The following is a 16,752-nucleotide window of genomic DNA, read 5'->3' as shown; positions in this document are numbered from 1 at the left end:
GCTTGCGAGGTCACAAGCGGCCGAAGACCTCGATCTGTCGGGTCAGAGGAGGGGGCGGAGGGAGCCGACGACCGCGCTGCCGCCGTGCTGCAGGATGCCGAGCTCGGGGGCCACGGTCGCGAGCGAGCCCGAGGGGATGGCGCCCGCCTGCTCCAGCAGCGCCAGGGCCACGGGGGCGCCCGGTCGCCGCGAGCCGTCGGCGACCTTGACGACGACGGCGGTGCCGTCGGGCGCGACGACGACCGCGGTGCCCTCGGCCCCGAACTTCGCCGTCACGCCCAGCCGCTCCATGAGCACGGTGTCCGGCGCGCCCGGCCCCTCCACGAGCCACGCGTGCTCGCGCATCGCGGCACCCACGGCGCCGAGCGCCGCGTCGCCGGCGAGGCCCCGGACCGCGCGCGCCATGCCGAGCACCGAGGATGCGTACACGGGCGCCGAGCAGCCGTCGGTCGCGGTCGCCGTCGACGCCACGCCCGTGCGCTGCTCGACCGCCGCGCGCAGCTCCACCTGGATGGGGTGCGCGGGGTCGGTGTAGGCGCGGTCCGCGCCGTCCTCCTCGGCCGGCACGAGCGCGGCCGCCGCGGCGACGGCGACGTGCTTGCCGACGCAGATGGCGCCGAGGCGGGAGGGGGCATCCATCCACCTCGTCCTGCGGGGCGGGCAGCGCAGCGTCGCGGCATCGACCCCCAGTCGCGCCGCCATCGCCGTCGCGACCTCGACCTGCTCCGCGCGGCCGACGATGCTGCCGGAGGCGAGCGCGAGCTCGGGCCCGGCGAGGCCGAGGCGCTCGGCGATCGTCGCCGCGAACAGCGGCTTGAGGGCCGAGCGCGCGAGGAAGGGCGCGTCGACGTCGCCTGCCGCGACGAGCGTCGAGCCGTCGGGCGCGACCATCGCGACGATGCCCTCGTGCCGCGACTCGACGAAGCCGTCGCGGTCGACCACCGCGATCGGCGCCGTCGCGGCGATGCGGAGGTCGGCGACGGGGGATGCGTGGGGATCGATCGCTGCGGGCACACAGCGACGGTAGTCGACGCGAGACGCGACGCCTCGCCGCAGCACGTCAGCCCGCGAGCGCCCCCTCGGCGCCGAGCAGCATGCGCTTGGCCTCGACGCCGCCGGCGTACTGGCCGAGGGAGCCGTCGCTGCGCACGACGCGGTGGCACGGGATCACGATCGGCAGCGGGTTCAGACGGCACGCGGTGCCGACGGCACGGACCGCGCCCGGCGAGCCGATGGCGCGGGCGACGTCGCCGTACGAGCGCGTCTCGCCGTACGGGATGTCGCGGAGCGCGCGCACGACCGCGCCGCGGAAGCCGGTCGCGAGCGTGAGGTCGAGCGCACCGTCGAAGGTGCGCGCGCGTCCGTCGGCGAGCGCCTCCACCTCGCGGGCGACGCCGTCGAGGCCGCGCTCGTCGCGCAGCACCCGCGTGCCGAGCCGATCCGCGAGCCGCTCGAGCGTCGCGTCGGGCTCGTCGCCGTGGAACGCGACCGTCACGAGGCCGCGCGGCGTCGCAGCGAGCAGCAGGGTGCCCAAGCGCGTGTCGATGGTGCGCACGCGCACGTCGACGAGCCCGGCATCCACCGCCCGACGCGCGAGGCGCTCCGCGAGCGCCTCCGCATCGCCGGCAGGGATCGCGTCGAACGGATCAGCCATCATCGACCTCCAGCAGCGATCGCAGTCGACGCACGCCGTCCGACGACGCCTTGCGCGCGGCGGCGGACGAGACGCCGAGCGCGGCCGCCACCTCGTCGAACGGCAGGCCGCCGAGGTGGTGCAGCACGACGCACGACCGCTGCCGATCGGGCAGCGCCGCGAGCGCGCGCCGCAGGTCGAGGTCGGGATCGCGGTGCGCTCGCGCGCGCTCGGGCACCTCGGCCACGACCGTCGCGCGCGACGACCGTCGCAGCACGTCGATCGCCTTGCGGTGCGCGATGGTCACGAGCCAGCCGCGCACGTTCGCGCCCTCCTCGAGCCTCGGGTACGCCTCGAGCGCCGCGAGGAAGGCGTCGCTCCAGGCGTCGTCCGCATCCGACGGCCCCACGACGGCCCGCACGACGCGGTACACCGTGGCACCGTGCTCGCGCACGAGGCGCTCGAAGGGCTCGCGCGTCACGCAACGGCATCCAGCGCGGCGACGTCGAGCAGCGCACCGGCCTCGAGGTCGAGCAGCGCCCGCTTGCACGCGAGCCCGCCCGCGTAGCCGGTGAGGGCCCCAGAGGCGCCCACGACGCGATGGCACGGCACGACGATCGAGATGGGGTTGCGGGAGTTCGCGAGCCCCACCGCACGGACGGCCGTCGGCTGCCCGATCGACGCGGCGAGCCACCCGTAGGTGCGCGTCTCGCCGAACGGGATCGCCCGCAGCGCCTCCCACACGCGCAGCTGGAAGGGCGTGCCCACGGGATCGAGAGCGAGGTCGAAGGCGGTGCGCTCGCCCGCGAGGTACTCGCGCAGCTGCGCGGCGGCGGGCGCGAGGCCTGCGTCGTCGCGATCGCCGAAGCGCGCGACGTCGGGCGCCGGTCGATGGTCGGCGTAGAACAGCCCCTGGATGCCCGCGGCGCCGCCCACGATGGTGACGGGGCCGAGTGCGGTGTCGACGATGGTGTGCCTGGTGTCGGTCATGGCTCCACTTCCTCTCACGCATGGCTGACGCACGAGCGCCCCGGGATGTGAGGTCGGTGATGCGACGCGCCTGTGAGGGACGCACCATCCGCTCCGCATCCTCGCACCCCGCAGCGAAGCGTGGCGCAGCGGCTCGGTCGGAGCTTCTGCGAAATGCGCACGAACGTAACGCGACGGCGACCGCTTTCGTGTCGCCCGGCGCACATGCCCGGGGTCACGATGAGTCTCGAAGGCACAGGAGGTGCGATGACGACGATCGAGACGCGGGACCGCCCGCGCCGCACGACGTGGCAGGGCTACCTGCTCGTCGCGCCCGCCGTGGCCGTGATCGTGCTGCTCGTCGTCGTCCCCACCGTCATCGTCGCCCGCGAGTCGTTCGCGATCCCGGATCCTCTCGGCGGCACCCTCGGCGGCTTCACGCTCGACAACTACGCCACGCTGCTCGACCCCGTCTACCTCAAGACGATCGGCTACTCGCTCGGCATGGCGGCCGCGAACGCCGTCGTATGCCTCGTCGTCGGCTACGTCGTCGCGACCTGGATCGCCGCCGCGCGGCCCGAGCGTCAGCCGCTGCTGCTGCTGCTCGTCATCATCCCGTTCTGGACCGACTTCCTCGTGCGCACGTTCGCGTGGATCAACATCCTCGGCTCCGGCGGCATCGTCGTGACCGCGCTGCGCGCCGTCGGCATCCAGGCCGAGTCGTTCGTGCCCTCGCAGGGCGCGGTCGTGCTGTCGCTGCTGTACGCGTTCCTGCCCGTCGCGGTCTTCCCGATCTACGCGTCGCTGCGCTCGATCGACCCCTCGCTGCCCGAGGCGGCGACCGACCTCGGCTGCTCGTGGTGGCAGACGCAGCGCCGCGTCATCCTGCCGCTCGCGGCACCCGGCATCGCCGCCGCCGTCATGCTGACCTTCGTGCCGACGCTCGGCGTCTTCGTGATCCCGGTGCTGCTCGGCGGCGGCCTCGACCCGCTCGTCGGCAACCTCATCGTCACCCTCTTCACGGAGTTCCGGAACCAGGCGCTCGGCTCGGCCATGGCGATGGTCGTGCTCGTGCTCATGCTCGCGTCCGTCGCGATCGCAGGCATCGCCATGCGCATCGCCGCCTCGAGGAGGTCGTCGTCGTGAGGAAGGTCATCGGCACCGCCGCGATCGTCATGATCGGGTTCCTCTACGTGCCCATCGTCGCGGTCGTCGCGTACTCGTTCAACGCGTCGCCCGTGAGCTACCGATGGGATGGGCTGACCCTCGACTGGTACGCGGCGCTGCTCCAGGACGCACCGCTGCTCGCGGCGCTGCGCACGAGCCTGCTGCTCGGCGTGCTCGCGGGGGCCATCGCCACCGCGATCGGCTTCCTCTCGGCGTACGCCCTGCACCGCTTCCCGATCCGCGGCAAGGGCGTGCTGCTGGCAGCCGTCGCCGTGCCGCTCGTCGTGCCGGAGATCGTCATCGGGGTCGCGCTGCTGCGCACCTTCTCGACGGTCGGGCTGCAGAACGGGCTGCTGACGCTCGTGCTCGGCCACATCGTCATCGCGCTGCCCATGGCGACCTTCGTGCTGCTCGGCGCCATGCGGGCCCTCGACCCGAGCGTGCACGAGGCGGCCTCCGACCTCGGTGCCGGCGTGCTCGGCACCTTCTGGCGCGTGACGCTGCCCATCCTGCGCCCCGCGATCCTCGCCGCGTTCCTGCTGTCCTTCACGACGTCGTTCTCGAACATCGCGATCTCGACGTTCACGGCCGGCGTCGGCACCACGACGCTGCCGATCCGCATCTACTCCTCCGTCCGCACCGGCCTGACGCCCGAGCTCAACGCGCTCGGCAGCCTCATGGTCGTGCTGACGCTCGTCGTGATCCTCGTCGTCGGGGTCGGTCAGATGCGTCGCATCCTGGCCGGCTCGGCGCCGGGGAGCACCCCCTGACCGGCCCCGGTCCCGCATCCCAACACCACTCGCACACGAAACCAGCACCAGCCCATCGTCACCCCCTCGTGAACCCAGCACCCCATCCCCTTCGAGAGAGAGGCACCCCCGTGCACCGCTCCGCATCCATCGTCGCGGCGACCGCCGCGGTCGTCCTCCTCGCCACCGGCTGCTCCGCAGGCGGTGGCGGCGAGGACGCCAACACCACCCTCAGCATCTACGGCTGGTCCGGCGAGGTCCCCGACGGCGTCATCGCCGCCTTCGAGGAGGAGACCGGCATCGACGTCACGTTCGACAGCTTCGACTCGAACGAGACGATGATCGCGCAGCTCGACGCCGGCCAGTCCGGCTACGACGTCGTGCAGCCCAGCCAGTACGCCGTGCAGCTGCTCGTGCAGCGCGGCCTGATCGCCGAGCTCGACCACGACCGCATCGAGGGCCTCGACAACCTCGCCGAGTCGTTCGTCGACCCCTCGTTCGACCCGGGCAACGCGCACGCGATCCCCTTCGCCTGGGGCACGACGGGCATCCTCTACAACGAGGCGTGCACGGGCCGCGAGATCACCTCGTGGGCCGACATGTGGGACCCCGCGTTCAGCGGCAAGATCTACATGCTCGACAACATGCTGAGCGCCTACATCGCCGGCATGCAGGTGCGCGGCCTGTCGATCCTCTCCACCGACGAGGCGGAGGTCGAGGAGGGCACCGAGGCGCTGCTGGAGCAGAAGCCGCTGCTCGCCGGCTACAACTCCACGAACGCCGCCGACCTCGTCGGCGCCGGCGACGCGTGCATCGCGCAGGCGTACTCGGGCTCGTCCGCCGCGCAGGCCACGGCCGCGAACCCCGACGTGCACTTCGTGCAGCCCGAGGAGGGCGGCACGCTGTGGACCGACTCGTTCTCGATCGTCGAGGGCACGCAGAACGAGGACGCCGCCTACCAGTGGCTCTCGTTCACGCTGCGCCCCGAGATCGCCGCGATGCTCACCGACGAGGCGAACCTCGCCACGACGAACGAGGCGGCCCTCGCCGAGGTGCAGGACCAGTCGCTCGTGACGAACCCCGCGATCTTCGTGCCGCAGGAGTCGCTGACGAACGCCGAGTTCCTGGTCGACCCGGGCTCCGCGCTCGCGTACTTCCAGGACGGCTGGACCCGGGTGCGGGCCTCGTGACCGCCGTCCCCGCCGTCGCCCTGCGGGGCGTGACGAAGCGCTTCGGCGCCAGCGTCGCGGTCGAGCCGACCGACCTCGACGTCTCCGATGGCGAGTTCTTCTCGATCCTCGGCCCGTCGGGATGCGGCAAGACGACGATCATGCGCATGATCGCCGGCTTCGAGTCGCCGACGGCGGGGACCATCGCGCTCGACGGGAGGGACGTCGTCGGCGTCCCGACCCGTCGGCGCGACCTCAACATGCTCTTCCAGTCGTACGCGCTGTTCCCGCACCTGAGCGTCGAGGACAACGTGGCGTTCGAGCTGCGCACGCAGCGCGTGCCGCGGGCCGAGCTGCGCGAGCGCGTCGCCGCAGCGCTCGACCTCGTGCAGCTCGGCGAGTACCGCGGCCGCAAGCCGCAGGAGCTCTCGGGCGGGCAGCGGCAGCGCGTCGCCCTCGCCCGCGCCGTCGTCGGTCGACCGAAGGTCGTGCTGCTCGACGAGCCGCTCGGCGCCCTCGACCAGCGGCTGCGCAAGGACATGCAGTTCGAGCTGAAGCGCATGCAGCGCGAGCTCGGCATCACGTTCGTCTACGTGACGCACGACCAGGAGGAGGCGCTGACGATGTCGGATCGCATCGCGGTGATGAGCCGCGGCCGCGTGCTGCAGGTCGGCTCCCCCACCGAGATCTACGACGAGCCCGCGAACCGCTTCGTCGCCTCCTTCATCGGCACGTGCAACCTGCTCGACGCGACCGCGACGGGCGGCGTCGTGCGCGTCGAGGGCGTCGGCGCCGTGCCCGCCGTCGGCGCGACCGACGGCGACGTCGTCGTCGCGATCCGCCCCGAGCGCATCCGCCTGCTTCCCGCCGACGCACCCGGCGGCATCCCGGGCCGCGTCGTCGAGCACGCCTTCCTCGGCGACCACTGGCTCGCGAAGGTCGTCGTCGGCGCTGCCGTGGCGCCCATGCAGGTGCAGGTGCCCGCCGCCGAGGGCGCGCGGCTGCTCCGCGGCATCGAGGACGGCGCCGAGGTCGCCCTCGACTGGTCGGCCGCCGACGCCCGCGTGCTGCCAGCCGAGCCCGCCGCATCATCCACCCGGACCCAGGAGGTCGCCGCGTGAATCCCACGCTCGCCGTCGCCGTCGTGCAGTTCCCGCCGACGAACGACCCCGCGGAGAACCGCATCGCCCTCGCCCGTCACGTCGAGGCGGCCGCCGCGGACGGCGCACGCCTCGTCGTGCTGCCCGAGGAGGCGCTGCTGCTCGCCGACGGGCTCGGCGACGGCCTCGCCAGCGCGGTCGAGGCATCGTGGCCCGCGGGCCTCGAGCTGCTGTCCGACCTCGCCAGGAGGCTCGACGTGTGGATCGTCGCCGGCGGCTACGAGCCGCACGGCGCGGGCCGCCCGTTCAACACCCTCGTGATGATCGACGACCGCGGCGTGCAGCGCGCCGCCTACCGCAAGCTGCACCTCTACGACGCGTTCGCCTACCGCGAGTCCGACTACGTCGTGCCCGGCGACGCGCTGCCGCCGATCGTCGTCGTCGACGGCGTCGCCGTGGGCCTCCTCAACTGCTACGACCTGCGATTCCCCGAGCTCGCCCGCGACCTCGTGCATCGCGGCGCCGACGTGCTGAGCGTCTCGGCGGCGTGGGTCGCCGGTGCGCGCAAGGAGGACCACTGGACGACGCTGCTGCGCGCCCGCGCCATCGAGAGCACGTGCTGGGTCGTCGCCTCCGGCTCCTCGTCGCCGGACTGCATCGGCGAGAGCATGGTCGTCGACCCCATGGGCGTCCTCGTCACGACCCTCGGGCCGGCGACGCACGGCGTCGCCCACGCGACGGTGCGGCTCGACGAGACGGCGCGGGTGCGCGAGATCCTGCCCGTGCTCGCCAACCGCCGCCTCGAGGTCGACGTGCACGTGACGGCGGTGCCCGCATGAGCATCGTGATCGGCCAGGCGCCCGCACCGCTCGACGCGGAGCTCGTCGCACGACTGCGCCGGTGCTCGTTCGCGACCTTCGGCCACTACGTCGAGGAGGGATTCCTCGACCCGGGCATCCGCAGGCTCACGGGATCCGGCGCCATCGTCGGTCGCGCCGTCACCGTGCGCCTCACCGCGCAGGACTCGACGATGCTGCACCACGCGGTGAGCGACGTGGAGGCGGGCGACGTGCTCGTCATCGACACGGGCGGCGACGCGCGCCACGCACCCGTGGGCGAGATGATCGCCACCGCGCTCGCCGTGCGCGGCGCCGCCGGCGTCGTCGTCGACGGCGTCTGCACCGACCTCGACGAGATCGAGGCGCTCGGGGTCGTCGCGTACGCCCGCGGCTCGTCGCTGCTGACGACGAAGCTGCTCGGCGTCGACGCCGGCGGCCTGCACGTGCCCGTCTCGGTCGGCGGCGTCACCGTGCGCTCGGGCGACGTCGTGCTCGCCGACCGCAACGGCGTGCTCGTGGCCTCCGCGGCCGTGCTCGCCGCGCTCGTCGACACGGTGCTCGAGGACGACGCCGAGGAGCCGGGGCTCGCCGACGAGCTGCGCGCCGGCCGACGCCTGGGCGACCTCACCGGCGCATCCGGAACCATCCGATCCCTGCAGGAGGGCTGACATGCTCATCAAGGCCGCGGTCAACGGCGGGCGCACCACCGCCGAGCACGCGCCCGTGCCCGTGACGCCGGAGGCGATCGCTCGCGAGAGCGTCGAGGCGATCGCGGCCGGCGCCGACGTCGTGCACGCCCACGCGCGGACGCCCGACGGCGGCCAGACCATCGCCCCGGACGACGTGCGAGCGCTCGTCGAGGCGGTGCGCGCGCTCGACCCGGCGCTCGTGCTCGGCACCACGACGGGGCTGTGGACGTGCTCGGGCCACCTCGAGCGCATGCGCCTGGTCGAGGCGTGGCCCGAGGACGCGCTGCCGTCCTTCGCGTCCGTCGCGTTCTGCGAGGAGGGCGCCGCCGAGGCCGCGCGGCTCGTCCGCGACCGCGGGATGGTGCTCGAGAGCGCCGTCTGGTCCCTCGCGGACGTGCCGGCGCTGCTCGCCGCGGACACCCTGCACGACAACGTGCGCATCCTCATCGAGCCGGAGGACGAGGAGCCGGACGTCGCGGTCGCCCACGCACGCGCGATGGCGGCGATGATCCGCGAGGCGGTGCCCGACGTGCCGCTGCTCTACCACGGCTACGACCAGACCTCCTGGCCCGTCGTGCGCGCGGCGATCGAGGACGGCGTGCAGATCCGCATCGGCTTCGAGGACGACACGACGATGCCCGACGGCTCCCCGGCCGCGAGCAACGCCGCGATGATCCGCGCAGCGATCGACTCGCTCGTCGGCGTCGGGTCCATCATGGAGCCGTGAGCATCGACGAGACCGATCGGCGCATCCTCGCGATGCTGGCCAGGGACGGTCGACGCCCAGGCACGGACATCGCCGCGGAGCTCGGCGTCTCCGAGGCCACGGTGCGCGCGCGCATCGGCCGCCTCACCGAGTCGGGCGTGCTGCAGGTCGTCGCACTCTGCGATCCCCTCTCGTTGGGGCATGTGCGGCTGAGCCTCTTCATCGACGTGAGCGACCTGACCCCGCGCACCGTGGCGCTCGAGCTCGCGAAGCACGCGCTCGTCGGGCACGTCACCCTGTGCTCGGGGATGCACGACGTGCTCGTCGAGGCGACGTGCCGGGACCTCACGGAGGCCGTCTCGCTGCTCGACGACATCCGCCGCACCCCGGGCGTCGGCCGCATCGAGCAGAACATCCACACGCGCCTCTACAAGGACCTCTCGTGGGATGGGCTGCGGGGCTCGCACGGACAGCAGCCGGCGGTGGACCGTGCTTGACGCCGTCGACGTCATCGACCGCAAGATCATCGACCAGCTGCGCATCGACGGTCGGCGCTCGTTCGCGCAGATCGGCCGCTACGTCGGCCTCTCGGAGGCGGCGGTGCGCCATCGCTACCAGCGGCTCGTGTCGCTCGGCATCGTGCGCGTCGTCGGGGTCTCGAACGCGCAGGCGGTCGGCGAGGTGCACGCGCACCTCACGCTGCGCGTGCGCAGGACGACCGTCGACGAGGTCGCGAAGGCGCTCGTGCCCCTGGAGGAGGTGCGCTACGTCTCGGCGTGCGTCGGTTCGTCGGACATCGTCGCGGAGGTGCGCTGCGCCTCGGCCGCCGAGCTCGCGGAGTTCCTCACCGAGCGCATCCGCCGCATCCCCGGCATCGACAGCATCCGCTCGGCGACGCTCATCGACGTCGTGAAGGACTCGTACCTCTGGGACGGGTTCCGCTAGCCGCCCCCGCGTCCCGCATCGACGAGCGCGCGACGCGTCGCGAGTAGGCTCGGACGGTGCAGATCGCCCTCGTGAGACACGGCCAGACCGACTGGAACATCGACCTGCGGATGCAGGGCACGAGCGACATCCCGCTCAACGAAACCGGTCGCGGGCAGGCGCTCGAGGCGGCGCACCTGCTCGCCGACGAGCCGTGGGATGCCATCGTCTCGTCGACGCTCTCGCGCGCGGCCGTCACGGCCGACATCATCGCCGAGCGCCTGGGGCTCGAGGTCGTCGAGCGCGACCCGCGTCTCGTCGAGCGCGCCTACGGCGAGGTGGAGGGGCTGACGAAGGCCGAGGCCACCGAGCGCTTCGGCACCGATTGGCCGGGCGAGGAGTCGTTCGACGCGCTCAAGGAGCGCGCGGTCGCCGCCGTCGACGACGTCGCCGCCCGCCACCCCGTCGAGCACCTCGTCATCGTGACCCACGGCACGTTCATCCGCGCGTTCGCCGACGCCGTGACGGGGCTCGAGACGCGCACGCCGCGCAACGCGGAGTCGATCCGATTCGAGGGCGGCCCCGGCGCATGGGTGCCCAGCGAGGGCATGGTGCTCGTCTGATGGACCTCGCCTCCCTCCGGGCAGCGTCGCCCGGGATCGTCGTCGACGTGAGCGACGAGGCGCTGGAGGCCGCGCGCGCCGACCGCTCGGGGCATCGCGCCACCGGCCGACCGCTCGCGGTCGTCCGCGCCACCGAGGTCGAGCACGTGCAGGCAGCGCTGCGCTGGGCGAGCGCCCACGGCGTGCCCGTCGTCCCGCGCGGCGCAGGCACGGGCCTCGCGGGAGGCGCCAACACCGGCGAGGGCGAGCTCTCGATCGACGTCTCGGGCATGCGCCGCATCCTCGAGGTCTCCGCCGCCGACCAGCTCGCGGTCGTCGAGCCCGGCATCCTCAACGCCGACCTCAACGCCGCGCTCGCCGAGCACGGGATGTGGTGGGCGCCCGATCCCGCCAGTCGCGCGATCTCGACCGTCGGCGGCAACATCGCGACGAACGCCGGCGGGCTGCTGTGCGCGAAGTACGGCGTCACGCGCGAGGCCGTCCTCGCGCTCGGCGTCGTCCTCGCCTCCGGCGAGCGCATCGACGTCGGCCACCGCACCGTGAAGGGCGTGACGGGTCTCGACCTCGCCGCGCTCATGATCGGCAGCGAGGGCACGCTCGGCATCATCGTCGAGGCGACGCTGCGGCTGCGCCCGGTGGTGCCGGGCGGGATCTGGACGATCGGAGCGTTCTTCGACGACGAGGTCGCCGCGGCCGCCGCGTGCGCCGCGATCACCGCCGCCCGCATCCGCCCCGCGATCATGGAGCTCGTCGGCACCGAGTCGGTGCGGATGCTCGCCGCCTACACGGGTCGCGCCATGCGCGGTGCGTTCGTGCTCGTGCAGGTCGACGACGTCGGCGCGGAGGCGATCGCGCGCGACGCGCTCGCCATCGTCGAGGCGCACGGCGGCGACGCCGAGCTCACGGACGACGTCGAGCGGTCGGCCATGCTCGTCGAGGTGCGCAGGCAGGTGCACTTCGCGCTCGACTCGTTCGGCACCGTCCTCGTCGAGGACGTCTCGGTGCCGCGCACGCGCATGCCCGACATGTTCGCGCTGTGCGCCGACGTCGCGAAGCGCTACGGCGTGACGGTCGCGACGAGCGCGCACGCGGGCGACGGCAACCTCCACCCGACGTTCGTCTTCGACGAGGAGGAGCCGACCGAGGAGATCTGGGCGGCGGCCGACGAGATCTTCCGCGGCGCGATCGCGATGGGCGGCACGCTCACGGGCGAGCACGGCGTCGGGGTGCTGAAGCGCCGGTGGCTCGGGCTCGAGCTGGGCGACACGCAGCTGCGGCTGCAGCGCGAGATCAAGGCCGTCTTCGACCCCGCCGGCATCCTGAACCCCGGCAAGGTCTTCGAGGTCTGACGCTCAGACGTCCTCGGGCGTCTGGCCCTCCTCGGTGGCGGTGAACCAGCCGATCCATCCGTCCGCCGTGGGTGCGACCTCGTAGGCGCCGCAGCGCAGCACCTCCTCGGGCAGGCCTTCGCCGTCGTCGATGCCGCCGTAGCGGCCGTCGAAGGGCAGGGAGACCCGCGGCGCCGGCTCGCAGCCGATGGGCTGCTCGTCGCTCGTGACGGCGATGACGGCGTTCTGCTCGTTCGTGGTCGCGGTCGTGCGGATCTCGGTGGAGTCCTCGGGGATCCACGACGGCATCGGAACCCCGACCCATCCGTCCTCCGCGGCGGCGCGATCGACGAACGCCTCGGTGTGGACGCCGTGCAGCGGATCCATGAGGGAGGAGCATCCGGCCAGCAGCACGACGGCTGCGGCAGCGGCGGACAGGGCGAGGGCGGGCTTCGTGCGCATGCCTCCAGCACAGCGGCTGCGGGCCGGGCGCGCGTCGTCCGCTCGGTCGCGACGCGTCGTCCTCGCGGATGATCCGGTGCAGCCGGTCAGTCGCCGGCGTCGTCGCGCATGACGTCGCGCAGCTCGGCGTCGAGGTCGCTCGCCTCCTCGACGGCTGCCGCCATGCCCGACAGGAAGCGTGCGACCACCTCGAGCTCGACGGCCGTGAGGTCGTCGACGACGGCGATCATGCGCTGGTGCATCGCGCCGAGGGTCTCGCGCACCTCGTGGTCGGTCGCCGTGGTGGCGACGACGACCGTCGATCGACGGTCGGTCGGATGCGGGCGGCGCTCGACGTGGCCGGACTGCTCGAGCCGGTCGACGAGCACGGTCACGGACGCCGACGTGATGCCGAGCACGCTCGCGAGGTCGCGCTGACGGACGAGCTCGCCGCGCCGCTGCGCCGCGAGCATCGTGCGGAGCGCCAGGAGGTCGGTCTCGCCCATCTCCATCGAGGCCCGCGTGCGCGCGCGCATCCGCGTCTCGGCGGCTCGGTAGCGGCGCAGCAGGTTGAGCACGTCGACCGTGGACGCGCCATCGCGCTCCGGGTACCAGTACCCGGATGCCTCCGAACGCTCCTCGTGTCCCATGCCGAGCCATGCTAGCCCTCGTCCGGATGATTCGGTCTCATCCGTCATCCCCGCCGCGACGCGCCGGGCGTCGGCAGCGCGAGGCAGGATGCGCCCGCGCGCCTCGGCCGGAGGGGGCCGGGCTGCGTCATGCCCTCGACCACCCAGGAATTGCAAGGGCTGCGCTGCGATCCTGGCTCGTGCGCGCAGGGTACGACGTCGCGAGCGACCCGCGCATCCAGGCCTCCTCGACTTGCTCTCCGGTTCGGAGTGAGATAGTTTGCTTGACGAACTAGCAATCAGATCGACTGGACGATCCGGTCGGCGGGATGCGAGGAGATCTCGATGGGCACGCTCAAGTACGGCAACGGCGACGACGCGACGTTCCAGATGGACGACGCGGACCTCGCGCACCTCGCGGCCGTGGTCACGGCGAAGCTTCGGCGCCGCGAGCCCTTCCTCCTCACGTGCCTCTCGGAGACGACGCGCCATGCGATCTGGATCCACGAGTCGAGCACGCTCGTGTACGGCTACGACGCACCCGCCGCCGCCGAGCTCGACCGCGCTCGCCTCGAGGCGATGGTGCAGGACACGAATCGTCCGGCCGGCCTCGCGGTGCGGTGCGAGGCGCCCGCGCTGCGGTCCGTCGACGCGCTCGCCACCGCAGCCTGAGGAGCAGGACGATGACCGACGCATGGGACGAGTGGGAGGCGCAGGTCGTCTCGCCGTCGACGCTCCGTCACGGATCGATCGAGGACGTCGAGGCCACCGAATGACCATCGCCTCCGAGACCCCGGGCGACCTCGTCGCCGACGGCGTGCCCGAGCTGCTGCCGCACCTGCGCGCCGCGACGCTCCGCCTCCTCACGGCGGTGCTGCGGCTCAGCGACGGCGAGCTCGCGGTGCCGGCGCGCTCGGCGCTCGGCACGCGACGCCACGTCGTCGCGCGCATGGCGAGGCGCGCCGAGCGCCGCACGCGCGAGATCGACGGCGACGACGTCGCCGCCCCGCCCGCCGATCGACTGCTCGAGCTCGCCCCGGCCGATCTCGTCGCCGCGCTCACCTCGGCGCTCGGCGGTGCGCTGGGCGCGCTGCAGGAGCACGCGGGCGCGATGCGCTCGGCGACCGACGAGGCCCGTCGCGCATCCGCCCACGCCCTCGACCACCTCGCGTGGCTCGAGCTCAGCCACGTCGACCTCGACGCGGGCTACGACATGCACGACGTGCCCGACTCGTCGCTCGACGCCATCGCGGAGCACTTCCGACTCGCGCGCTCGGCGTCCCCCGAGGGCGACCCCTCGGCGGCGAGCCCGTTCGCGCCGCTCATGGCAGCCTGACGGGGATGCGGCATGTCCTCCGCGCGCGCATGCGCCCCGCCGACGCGCGATGTGATTAGAGTCTCTAGCGAACCCCGATCGTGCGGGACGGGCCGGAGGAGGCGAGCATGACCACATCGACGACGCGCGACGCCGCCGAGGCTCCCGTCGACGTGCCGGGCGACGACCCCGTGACGCAGCTCACGTGGGCCGTCGAGGAGCTGCGGCTCGCCGAGTCGCGCCTCTCGCGTCGACGCCAGGCGTCCTGCGGCCCCGGCCACAGCGAGCGCGAGGCGATGCGCTTCATCGCCGAGCGATCGGATGCCGGCAAGCCCGCGACGCCCACGGAGCTCGCGACCCACCTCGGGCTCACGACGCCGTCGGTGTCGGCGATCGTGCGCCGCCTGCAGGAGGGCGGCCTCATCTCGACGCGGCAGCACGCGGACGACCGTCGGAGCAAGCTGCTCGAGCCGTCCTCCCGCAACGCTCCCGACACGGCCGACCAGCTGGCGCCGGCGATCAAGGCAGCCGCCGCCGAGCTCGATCCCGCCGAGGCCGTGCGGTTCGCGGCGTTCCTCGCGCATGTGCGCGACCTCGTCGACGCCGACTGCCGCGACTGAGCGGAGCGCGTCGACGCGTCAGTCGTCGTCCTGCCCGGCCAGGGCGTCGAGCTGCACCTCGAGCACGTCGAGCTGCCGCTGCATGGCCGCGATCGTCTCGGACGAGAACGCCCCGCGCCGCCGCTCGGCCTTGAGCACCGCGCGCTCGGCGGCGAGCTGCGCGCGACGGACGCGCACGAACGCGCGTCGCCGCTCCTCGTCGGCGTCGTCGCCGACGCCGAGCATCGCCGACGCGCGCTCGACGCGGCGCGCCGGCATCTGCAGCAGCTCGTCGCGCATCGACTCGTCGATGGGCGACGCGAGGCCGTCCATCGCCTCCGCCATCGCGGCGCTTCCCGCCTCGGCGCAGCGCCGCGTGAGGTCGATGAGCTCGGTGCGCTCCTCGACGCTCGAGTCCGTGCGCGGCCGCAGCGCGCGCACGAGCGCGGGCAGCGTGAGGCCCTGCACGAGCAACGTGACGATGGCGACGACGAAGGCGACGAGCACGAGCGCCGCGTAGAAGGGATGGTCGTGCGGCAGCGTCTGCACCGCCGCGACCGTGACGACGCCGCGCATGCCCGCCCAGCCGAGCACGGCGCCGTCGCGCCAGCCGAGCGCCTGGTCGCGCTCGGCGGTCACGTCGTGCGCCTGCGACTCCAGCCTCCTGCGGAACTGCTCGAGCCTGCCGACGACGCGCTCGTCGTCGACGTCGGCGAAGCGCTCGTCGGCGAGCCGCATCCGGCGCGTGCCGAGCTCCTGCTGACGCTCGAGCCTTCGGGTGCGGAAGCGGATCGACCACAGCAGCAGCGGCATCGTCGCGAAGCGCAGGAGGATGAGCACGAGCGTGACGAGCAGACCGACGCCCACGACCTCCCACAGCGACTGCTCGGCGGACTCGACGGCGTCGACGACCGGGCGCAGCCGCAGCCCCATGTAGAGGAACACGGCGTGCTCGATGACGAGCGTGAACGTCTGCCAGCTCGTGCGCTCGCTCTGCCGCTCGCGCGCGCCGATGCGCCCCGGCCCGGCGTTGCCGACGACGATCCCGGCGACGACGACGGCGACGACGCCCGACGCAGCGACGGCCTCGGCGGCGAGGAAGGCGATGAACGGCACGACGATCGACAGCGCGGTGTCGAGCACGAGGTCGTGGATGCGCGCGCGCACGGCGACCGCGAGCGCACCGACGAGCAGCCCGAGCAGCACGGCGCCGACGACCGCCCATGCGAACGTGCCCGCGACGTCGCCGAGCTCGACGGCGGCGGTGCCGTCGCCGGCGTCGACCGCGATGCCCACCGCCGTCGACAGCAGCACGAGCGCGGTCGCGTCGTTGACGAGCCCCTCGCCCTCGAGGATCGTCACGATGCGCGGCGGCAGGCCGAGGCGCTTGCCCAGCGACGTGGCGGCGACGGCGTCCGGAGGCGCCACGACCGCGCCGAGCGCGATCGCGAGCGCGAGCCCGACCGCGGGCCAGATCCACGCGACGAGCCCGCCGACGACCACGGCCGACACGACGACGAGCACGACGGCGAGCAACGCGATGACGCGGATGTTGCGGCGGAAGTCGACGAACGGCACCTGCAGCGCCGCCGCATACAGCAGGGGCGGCAGCACGACCGTGAGGATGATCTCGGGATCGACGACGACCTCGGATGCGCCGGGCAGGAAGCCGAGGGCGATGCCGACGACCGTGAGCAGCAGCGGCGCCGCGACGCCGATGCGCCCGGCGATCGCCGAGACGGCGCCCACGATGACGATGCCGACGACGGCGACGATCGTCACCTGCTCGACGAGGTGCTCCTCCATGCCAGCCTCCCGCGTCCGAGGCTAGCCCCGGCGCGAAGACCCCAGCCGGTCGTAGCCTGGGTGCCA

Annotated in this window: 21 protein-coding genes; 14 read left to right on the top strand and 7 right to left on the bottom strand. The window is 73.3% G+C overall.

Features of this window, described 5'->3' with window-relative positions; translation table 11 throughout:
- Positions 1-42: 42 nt before the first annotated feature.
- From C1N71_RS02480 to C1N71_RS02465, 4 genes are read right to left on the bottom strand one after another with little or no spacing between them, the layout of a single operon-like run.
- Positions 43-1,014: an asparaginase gene (locus C1N71_RS02480; RefSeq protein ID WP_175414061.1), complete on the bottom strand. Its 972-nt coding sequence runs from the start codon at positions 1,012-1,014 to the stop codon at positions 43-45.
- A 46-nt stretch (positions 1,015-1,060) separates the two neighbouring features.
- A complete protein-coding gene (locus C1N71_RS02475; RefSeq protein WP_217496030.1) occupies positions 1,061-1,654 on the bottom strand; it encodes a methylated-DNA--[protein]-cysteine S-methyltransferase in 594 nt (197 codons plus the stop codon).
- Positions 1,647-2,114: an RNA polymerase sigma factor gene (locus C1N71_RS02470; RefSeq protein WP_137754964.1), complete on the bottom strand. Its 468-nt coding sequence runs from the start codon at positions 2,112-2,114 to the stop codon at positions 1,647-1,649. Before C1N71_RS02470 ends, C1N71_RS02475 begins: the two co-directional genes overlap by 8 nt.
- Complete coding sequence (locus tag C1N71_RS02465) at positions 2,111-2,623, bottom strand: methylated-DNA--[protein]-cysteine S-methyltransferase (RefSeq protein WP_137754963.1); 513 nt, start codon at positions 2,621-2,623, stop codon at positions 2,111-2,113. The genes C1N71_RS02470 and C1N71_RS02465 overlap by 4 nt, the downstream gene beginning before the upstream one ends.
- Positions 2,624-2,869: 246 nt before the next feature.
- Between C1N71_RS02465 and C1N71_RS02460 the strand changes: the two genes are divergently transcribed.
- From C1N71_RS02460 to C1N71_RS02410, 11 genes are all read left to right on the top strand, one after another.
- Entirely contained in the window at positions 2,870-3,748 is an 879-nt protein-coding gene (locus C1N71_RS02460; RefSeq protein WP_137754962.1) for an ABC transporter permease, read from the top strand.
- Positions 3,745-4,539, top strand: coding sequence for an ABC transporter permease (locus tag C1N71_RS02455; protein ID WP_254678066.1), 795 nt, complete (start codon positions 3,745-3,747; stop codon positions 4,537-4,539). Before C1N71_RS02460 ends, C1N71_RS02455 begins: the two co-directional genes overlap by 4 nt.
- A gap of 110 nt (positions 4,540-4,649) precedes the next feature.
- Positions 4,650-5,708 carry an ABC transporter substrate-binding protein gene (locus C1N71_RS02450; protein WP_137754961.1) on the top strand — a complete coding sequence of 353 codons (1,059 nt, stop codon included), beginning with the start codon at positions 4,650-4,652 and terminating at the stop codon, positions 5,706-5,708.
- Positions 5,705-6,808: an ABC transporter ATP-binding protein gene (locus C1N71_RS02445; RefSeq protein WP_254678065.1), complete on the top strand. Its 1,104-nt coding sequence runs from the start codon at positions 5,705-5,707 to the stop codon at positions 6,806-6,808. Before C1N71_RS02450 ends, C1N71_RS02445 begins: the two co-directional genes overlap by 4 nt.
- A complete protein-coding gene (locus C1N71_RS02440) occupies positions 6,805-7,626 on the top strand; it encodes a carbon-nitrogen hydrolase family protein (protein WP_254678064.1) in 822 nt (273 codons plus the stop codon). The genes C1N71_RS02445 and C1N71_RS02440 overlap by 4 nt, the downstream gene beginning before the upstream one ends.
- Positions 7,623-8,294 carry an RraA family protein gene (locus C1N71_RS02435; protein WP_137754960.1) on the top strand — a complete coding sequence of 224 codons (672 nt, stop codon included), beginning with the start codon at positions 7,623-7,625 and terminating at the stop codon, positions 8,292-8,294. Before C1N71_RS02440 ends, C1N71_RS02435 begins: the two co-directional genes overlap by 4 nt.
- A 1-nt stretch (position 8,295) precedes the next feature.
- Positions 8,296-9,042, top strand: a complete 747-nt coding sequence (locus tag C1N71_RS02430) for a 3-keto-5-aminohexanoate cleavage protein (protein WP_137754959.1) — start codon at positions 8,296-8,298, stop codon at positions 9,040-9,042.
- On the top strand, positions 9,039-9,518 hold the full coding sequence (locus tag C1N71_RS02425) for an Lrp/AsnC family transcriptional regulator (RefSeq protein WP_254678063.1): 480 nt from the start codon (positions 9,039-9,041) through the stop codon (positions 9,516-9,518). The genes C1N71_RS02430 and C1N71_RS02425 overlap by 4 nt, the downstream gene beginning before the upstream one ends.
- The gene (locus C1N71_RS02420; RefSeq protein WP_217496029.1) at positions 9,511-9,966 is read left to right on the top strand and encodes an Lrp/AsnC family transcriptional regulator; all 456 of its coding nucleotides are present in this window, start codon (positions 9,511-9,513) and stop codon (positions 9,964-9,966) included. Before C1N71_RS02425 ends, C1N71_RS02420 begins: the two co-directional genes overlap by 8 nt.
- A gap of 56 nt (positions 9,967-10,022) precedes the next feature.
- Positions 10,023-10,568: a histidine phosphatase family protein gene (locus C1N71_RS02415; RefSeq protein WP_137754957.1), complete on the top strand. Its 546-nt coding sequence runs from the start codon at positions 10,023-10,025 to the stop codon at positions 10,566-10,568.
- Complete coding sequence (locus tag C1N71_RS02410; protein WP_137754956.1) at positions 10,568-11,917, top strand: FAD-binding oxidoreductase; 1,350 nt, start codon at positions 10,568-10,570, stop codon at positions 11,915-11,917. Before C1N71_RS02415 ends, C1N71_RS02410 begins: the two co-directional genes overlap by 1 nt.
- A 3-nt stretch (positions 11,918-11,920) precedes the next feature.
- On the opposite strand, the gene C1N71_RS02405 is transcribed toward C1N71_RS02410, so the two are convergent.
- Positions 11,921-12,358, bottom strand: coding sequence for a hypothetical protein (locus C1N71_RS02405; RefSeq protein ID WP_137754955.1), 438 nt, complete (start codon positions 12,356-12,358; stop codon positions 11,921-11,923).
- A gap of 86 nt (positions 12,359-12,444) precedes the next feature.
- Positions 12,445-12,987, bottom strand: a complete 543-nt coding sequence (locus tag C1N71_RS02400; protein ID WP_137754954.1) for a MarR family winged helix-turn-helix transcriptional regulator — start codon at positions 12,985-12,987, stop codon at positions 12,445-12,447.
- 324 nt (positions 12,988-13,311) lie between these two features.
- Here C1N71_RS02400 and C1N71_RS02395 point away from each other — a divergent pair, with 324 nt between their 5' ends.
- The 3 genes from C1N71_RS02395 (at position 13,312) to C1N71_RS02385 (ending at position 14,901) form a co-directional block, all read left to right on the top strand.
- Positions 13,312-13,638, top strand: a complete 327-nt coding sequence (locus tag C1N71_RS02395; protein WP_137754953.1) for a DUF7882 family protein — start codon at positions 13,312-13,314, stop codon at positions 13,636-13,638.
- Between the two features lie 100 nt (positions 13,639-13,738).
- On the top strand, positions 13,739-14,302 hold the full coding sequence (locus tag C1N71_RS02390; protein ID WP_137754952.1) for a hypothetical protein: 564 nt from the start codon (positions 13,739-13,741) through the stop codon (positions 14,300-14,302).
- Positions 14,303-14,409: 107 nt separating this feature from the next.
- The gene (locus C1N71_RS02385) at positions 14,410-14,901 is read left to right on the top strand and encodes a MarR family winged helix-turn-helix transcriptional regulator (RefSeq protein ID WP_137754951.1); all 492 of its coding nucleotides are present in this window, start codon (positions 14,410-14,412) and stop codon (positions 14,899-14,901) included.
- A gap of 18 nt (positions 14,902-14,919) precedes the next feature.
- On the opposite strand, the gene C1N71_RS02380 is transcribed toward C1N71_RS02385, so the two are convergent.
- Positions 14,920-16,686, bottom strand: coding sequence for a cation:proton antiporter (locus tag C1N71_RS02380; RefSeq protein ID WP_137754950.1), 1,767 nt, complete (start codon positions 16,684-16,686; stop codon positions 14,920-14,922).
- Positions 16,687-16,752: the final 66 nt, after the last annotated feature.

This window comes from Agrococcus sp. SGAir0287 (assembly GCF_005484985.1).
Taxonomy (GTDB): Bacteria; Actinomycetota; Actinomycetes; order Actinomycetales; family Microbacteriaceae; genus Agrococcus.
The sequence above is the reverse complement of the archived record's forward strand: the minus strand, read 5'-3'. Positions and strand labels throughout refer to the sequence as shown.

Bases quoted from the DNA above. Each gene is read 5' to 3' on its own strand.
- C1N71_RS02475 (WP_217496030.1), bottom strand. From the start codon at position 1,654: ATGGCTGATCCGTTCGACGCGATCCCTGCCGGCGATGCGGAGGCGCTC.
- C1N71_RS02465 (WP_137754963.1), bottom strand. From the start codon at position 2,623: ATGACCGACACCAGGCACACCATCGTCGACACCGCACTCGGCCCCGTC.
- C1N71_RS02460 (WP_137754962.1), top strand. From the start codon at position 2,870: ATGACGACGATCGAGACGCGGGACCGCCCGCGCCGCACGACGTGGCAG.
- C1N71_RS02435 (WP_137754960.1), top strand. From the start codon at position 7,623: ATGAGCATCGTGATCGGCCAGGCGCCCGCACCGCTCGACGCGGAGCTC.
- C1N71_RS02430 (WP_137754959.1), top strand. From the start codon at position 8,296: ATGCTCATCAAGGCCGCGGTCAACGGCGGGCGCACCACCGCCGAGCAC.
- C1N71_RS02410 (WP_137754956.1), top strand. From the start codon at position 10,568: ATGGACCTCGCCTCCCTCCGGGCAGCGTCGCCCGGGATCGTCGTCGAC.
- C1N71_RS02405 (WP_137754955.1), bottom strand. From the start codon at position 12,358: ATGCGCACGAAGCCCGCCCTCGCCCTGTCCGCCGCTGCCGCAGCCGTC.
- C1N71_RS02400 (WP_137754954.1), bottom strand. From the start codon at position 12,987: ATGGGACACGAGGAGCGTTCGGAGGCATCCGGGTACTGGTACCCGGAG.
- C1N71_RS02395 (WP_137754953.1), top strand. From the start codon at position 13,312: ATGGGCACGCTCAAGTACGGCAACGGCGACGACGCGACGTTCCAGATG.
- C1N71_RS02390 (WP_137754952.1), top strand. From the start codon at position 13,739: ATGACCATCGCCTCCGAGACCCCGGGCGACCTCGTCGCCGACGGCGTG.
- C1N71_RS02385 (WP_137754951.1), top strand. From the start codon at position 14,410: ATGACCACATCGACGACGCGCGACGCCGCCGAGGCTCCCGTCGACGTG.
- C1N71_RS02380 (WP_137754950.1), bottom strand. From the start codon at position 16,686: ATGGAGGAGCACCTCGTCGAGCAGGTGACGATCGTCGCCGTCGTCGGC.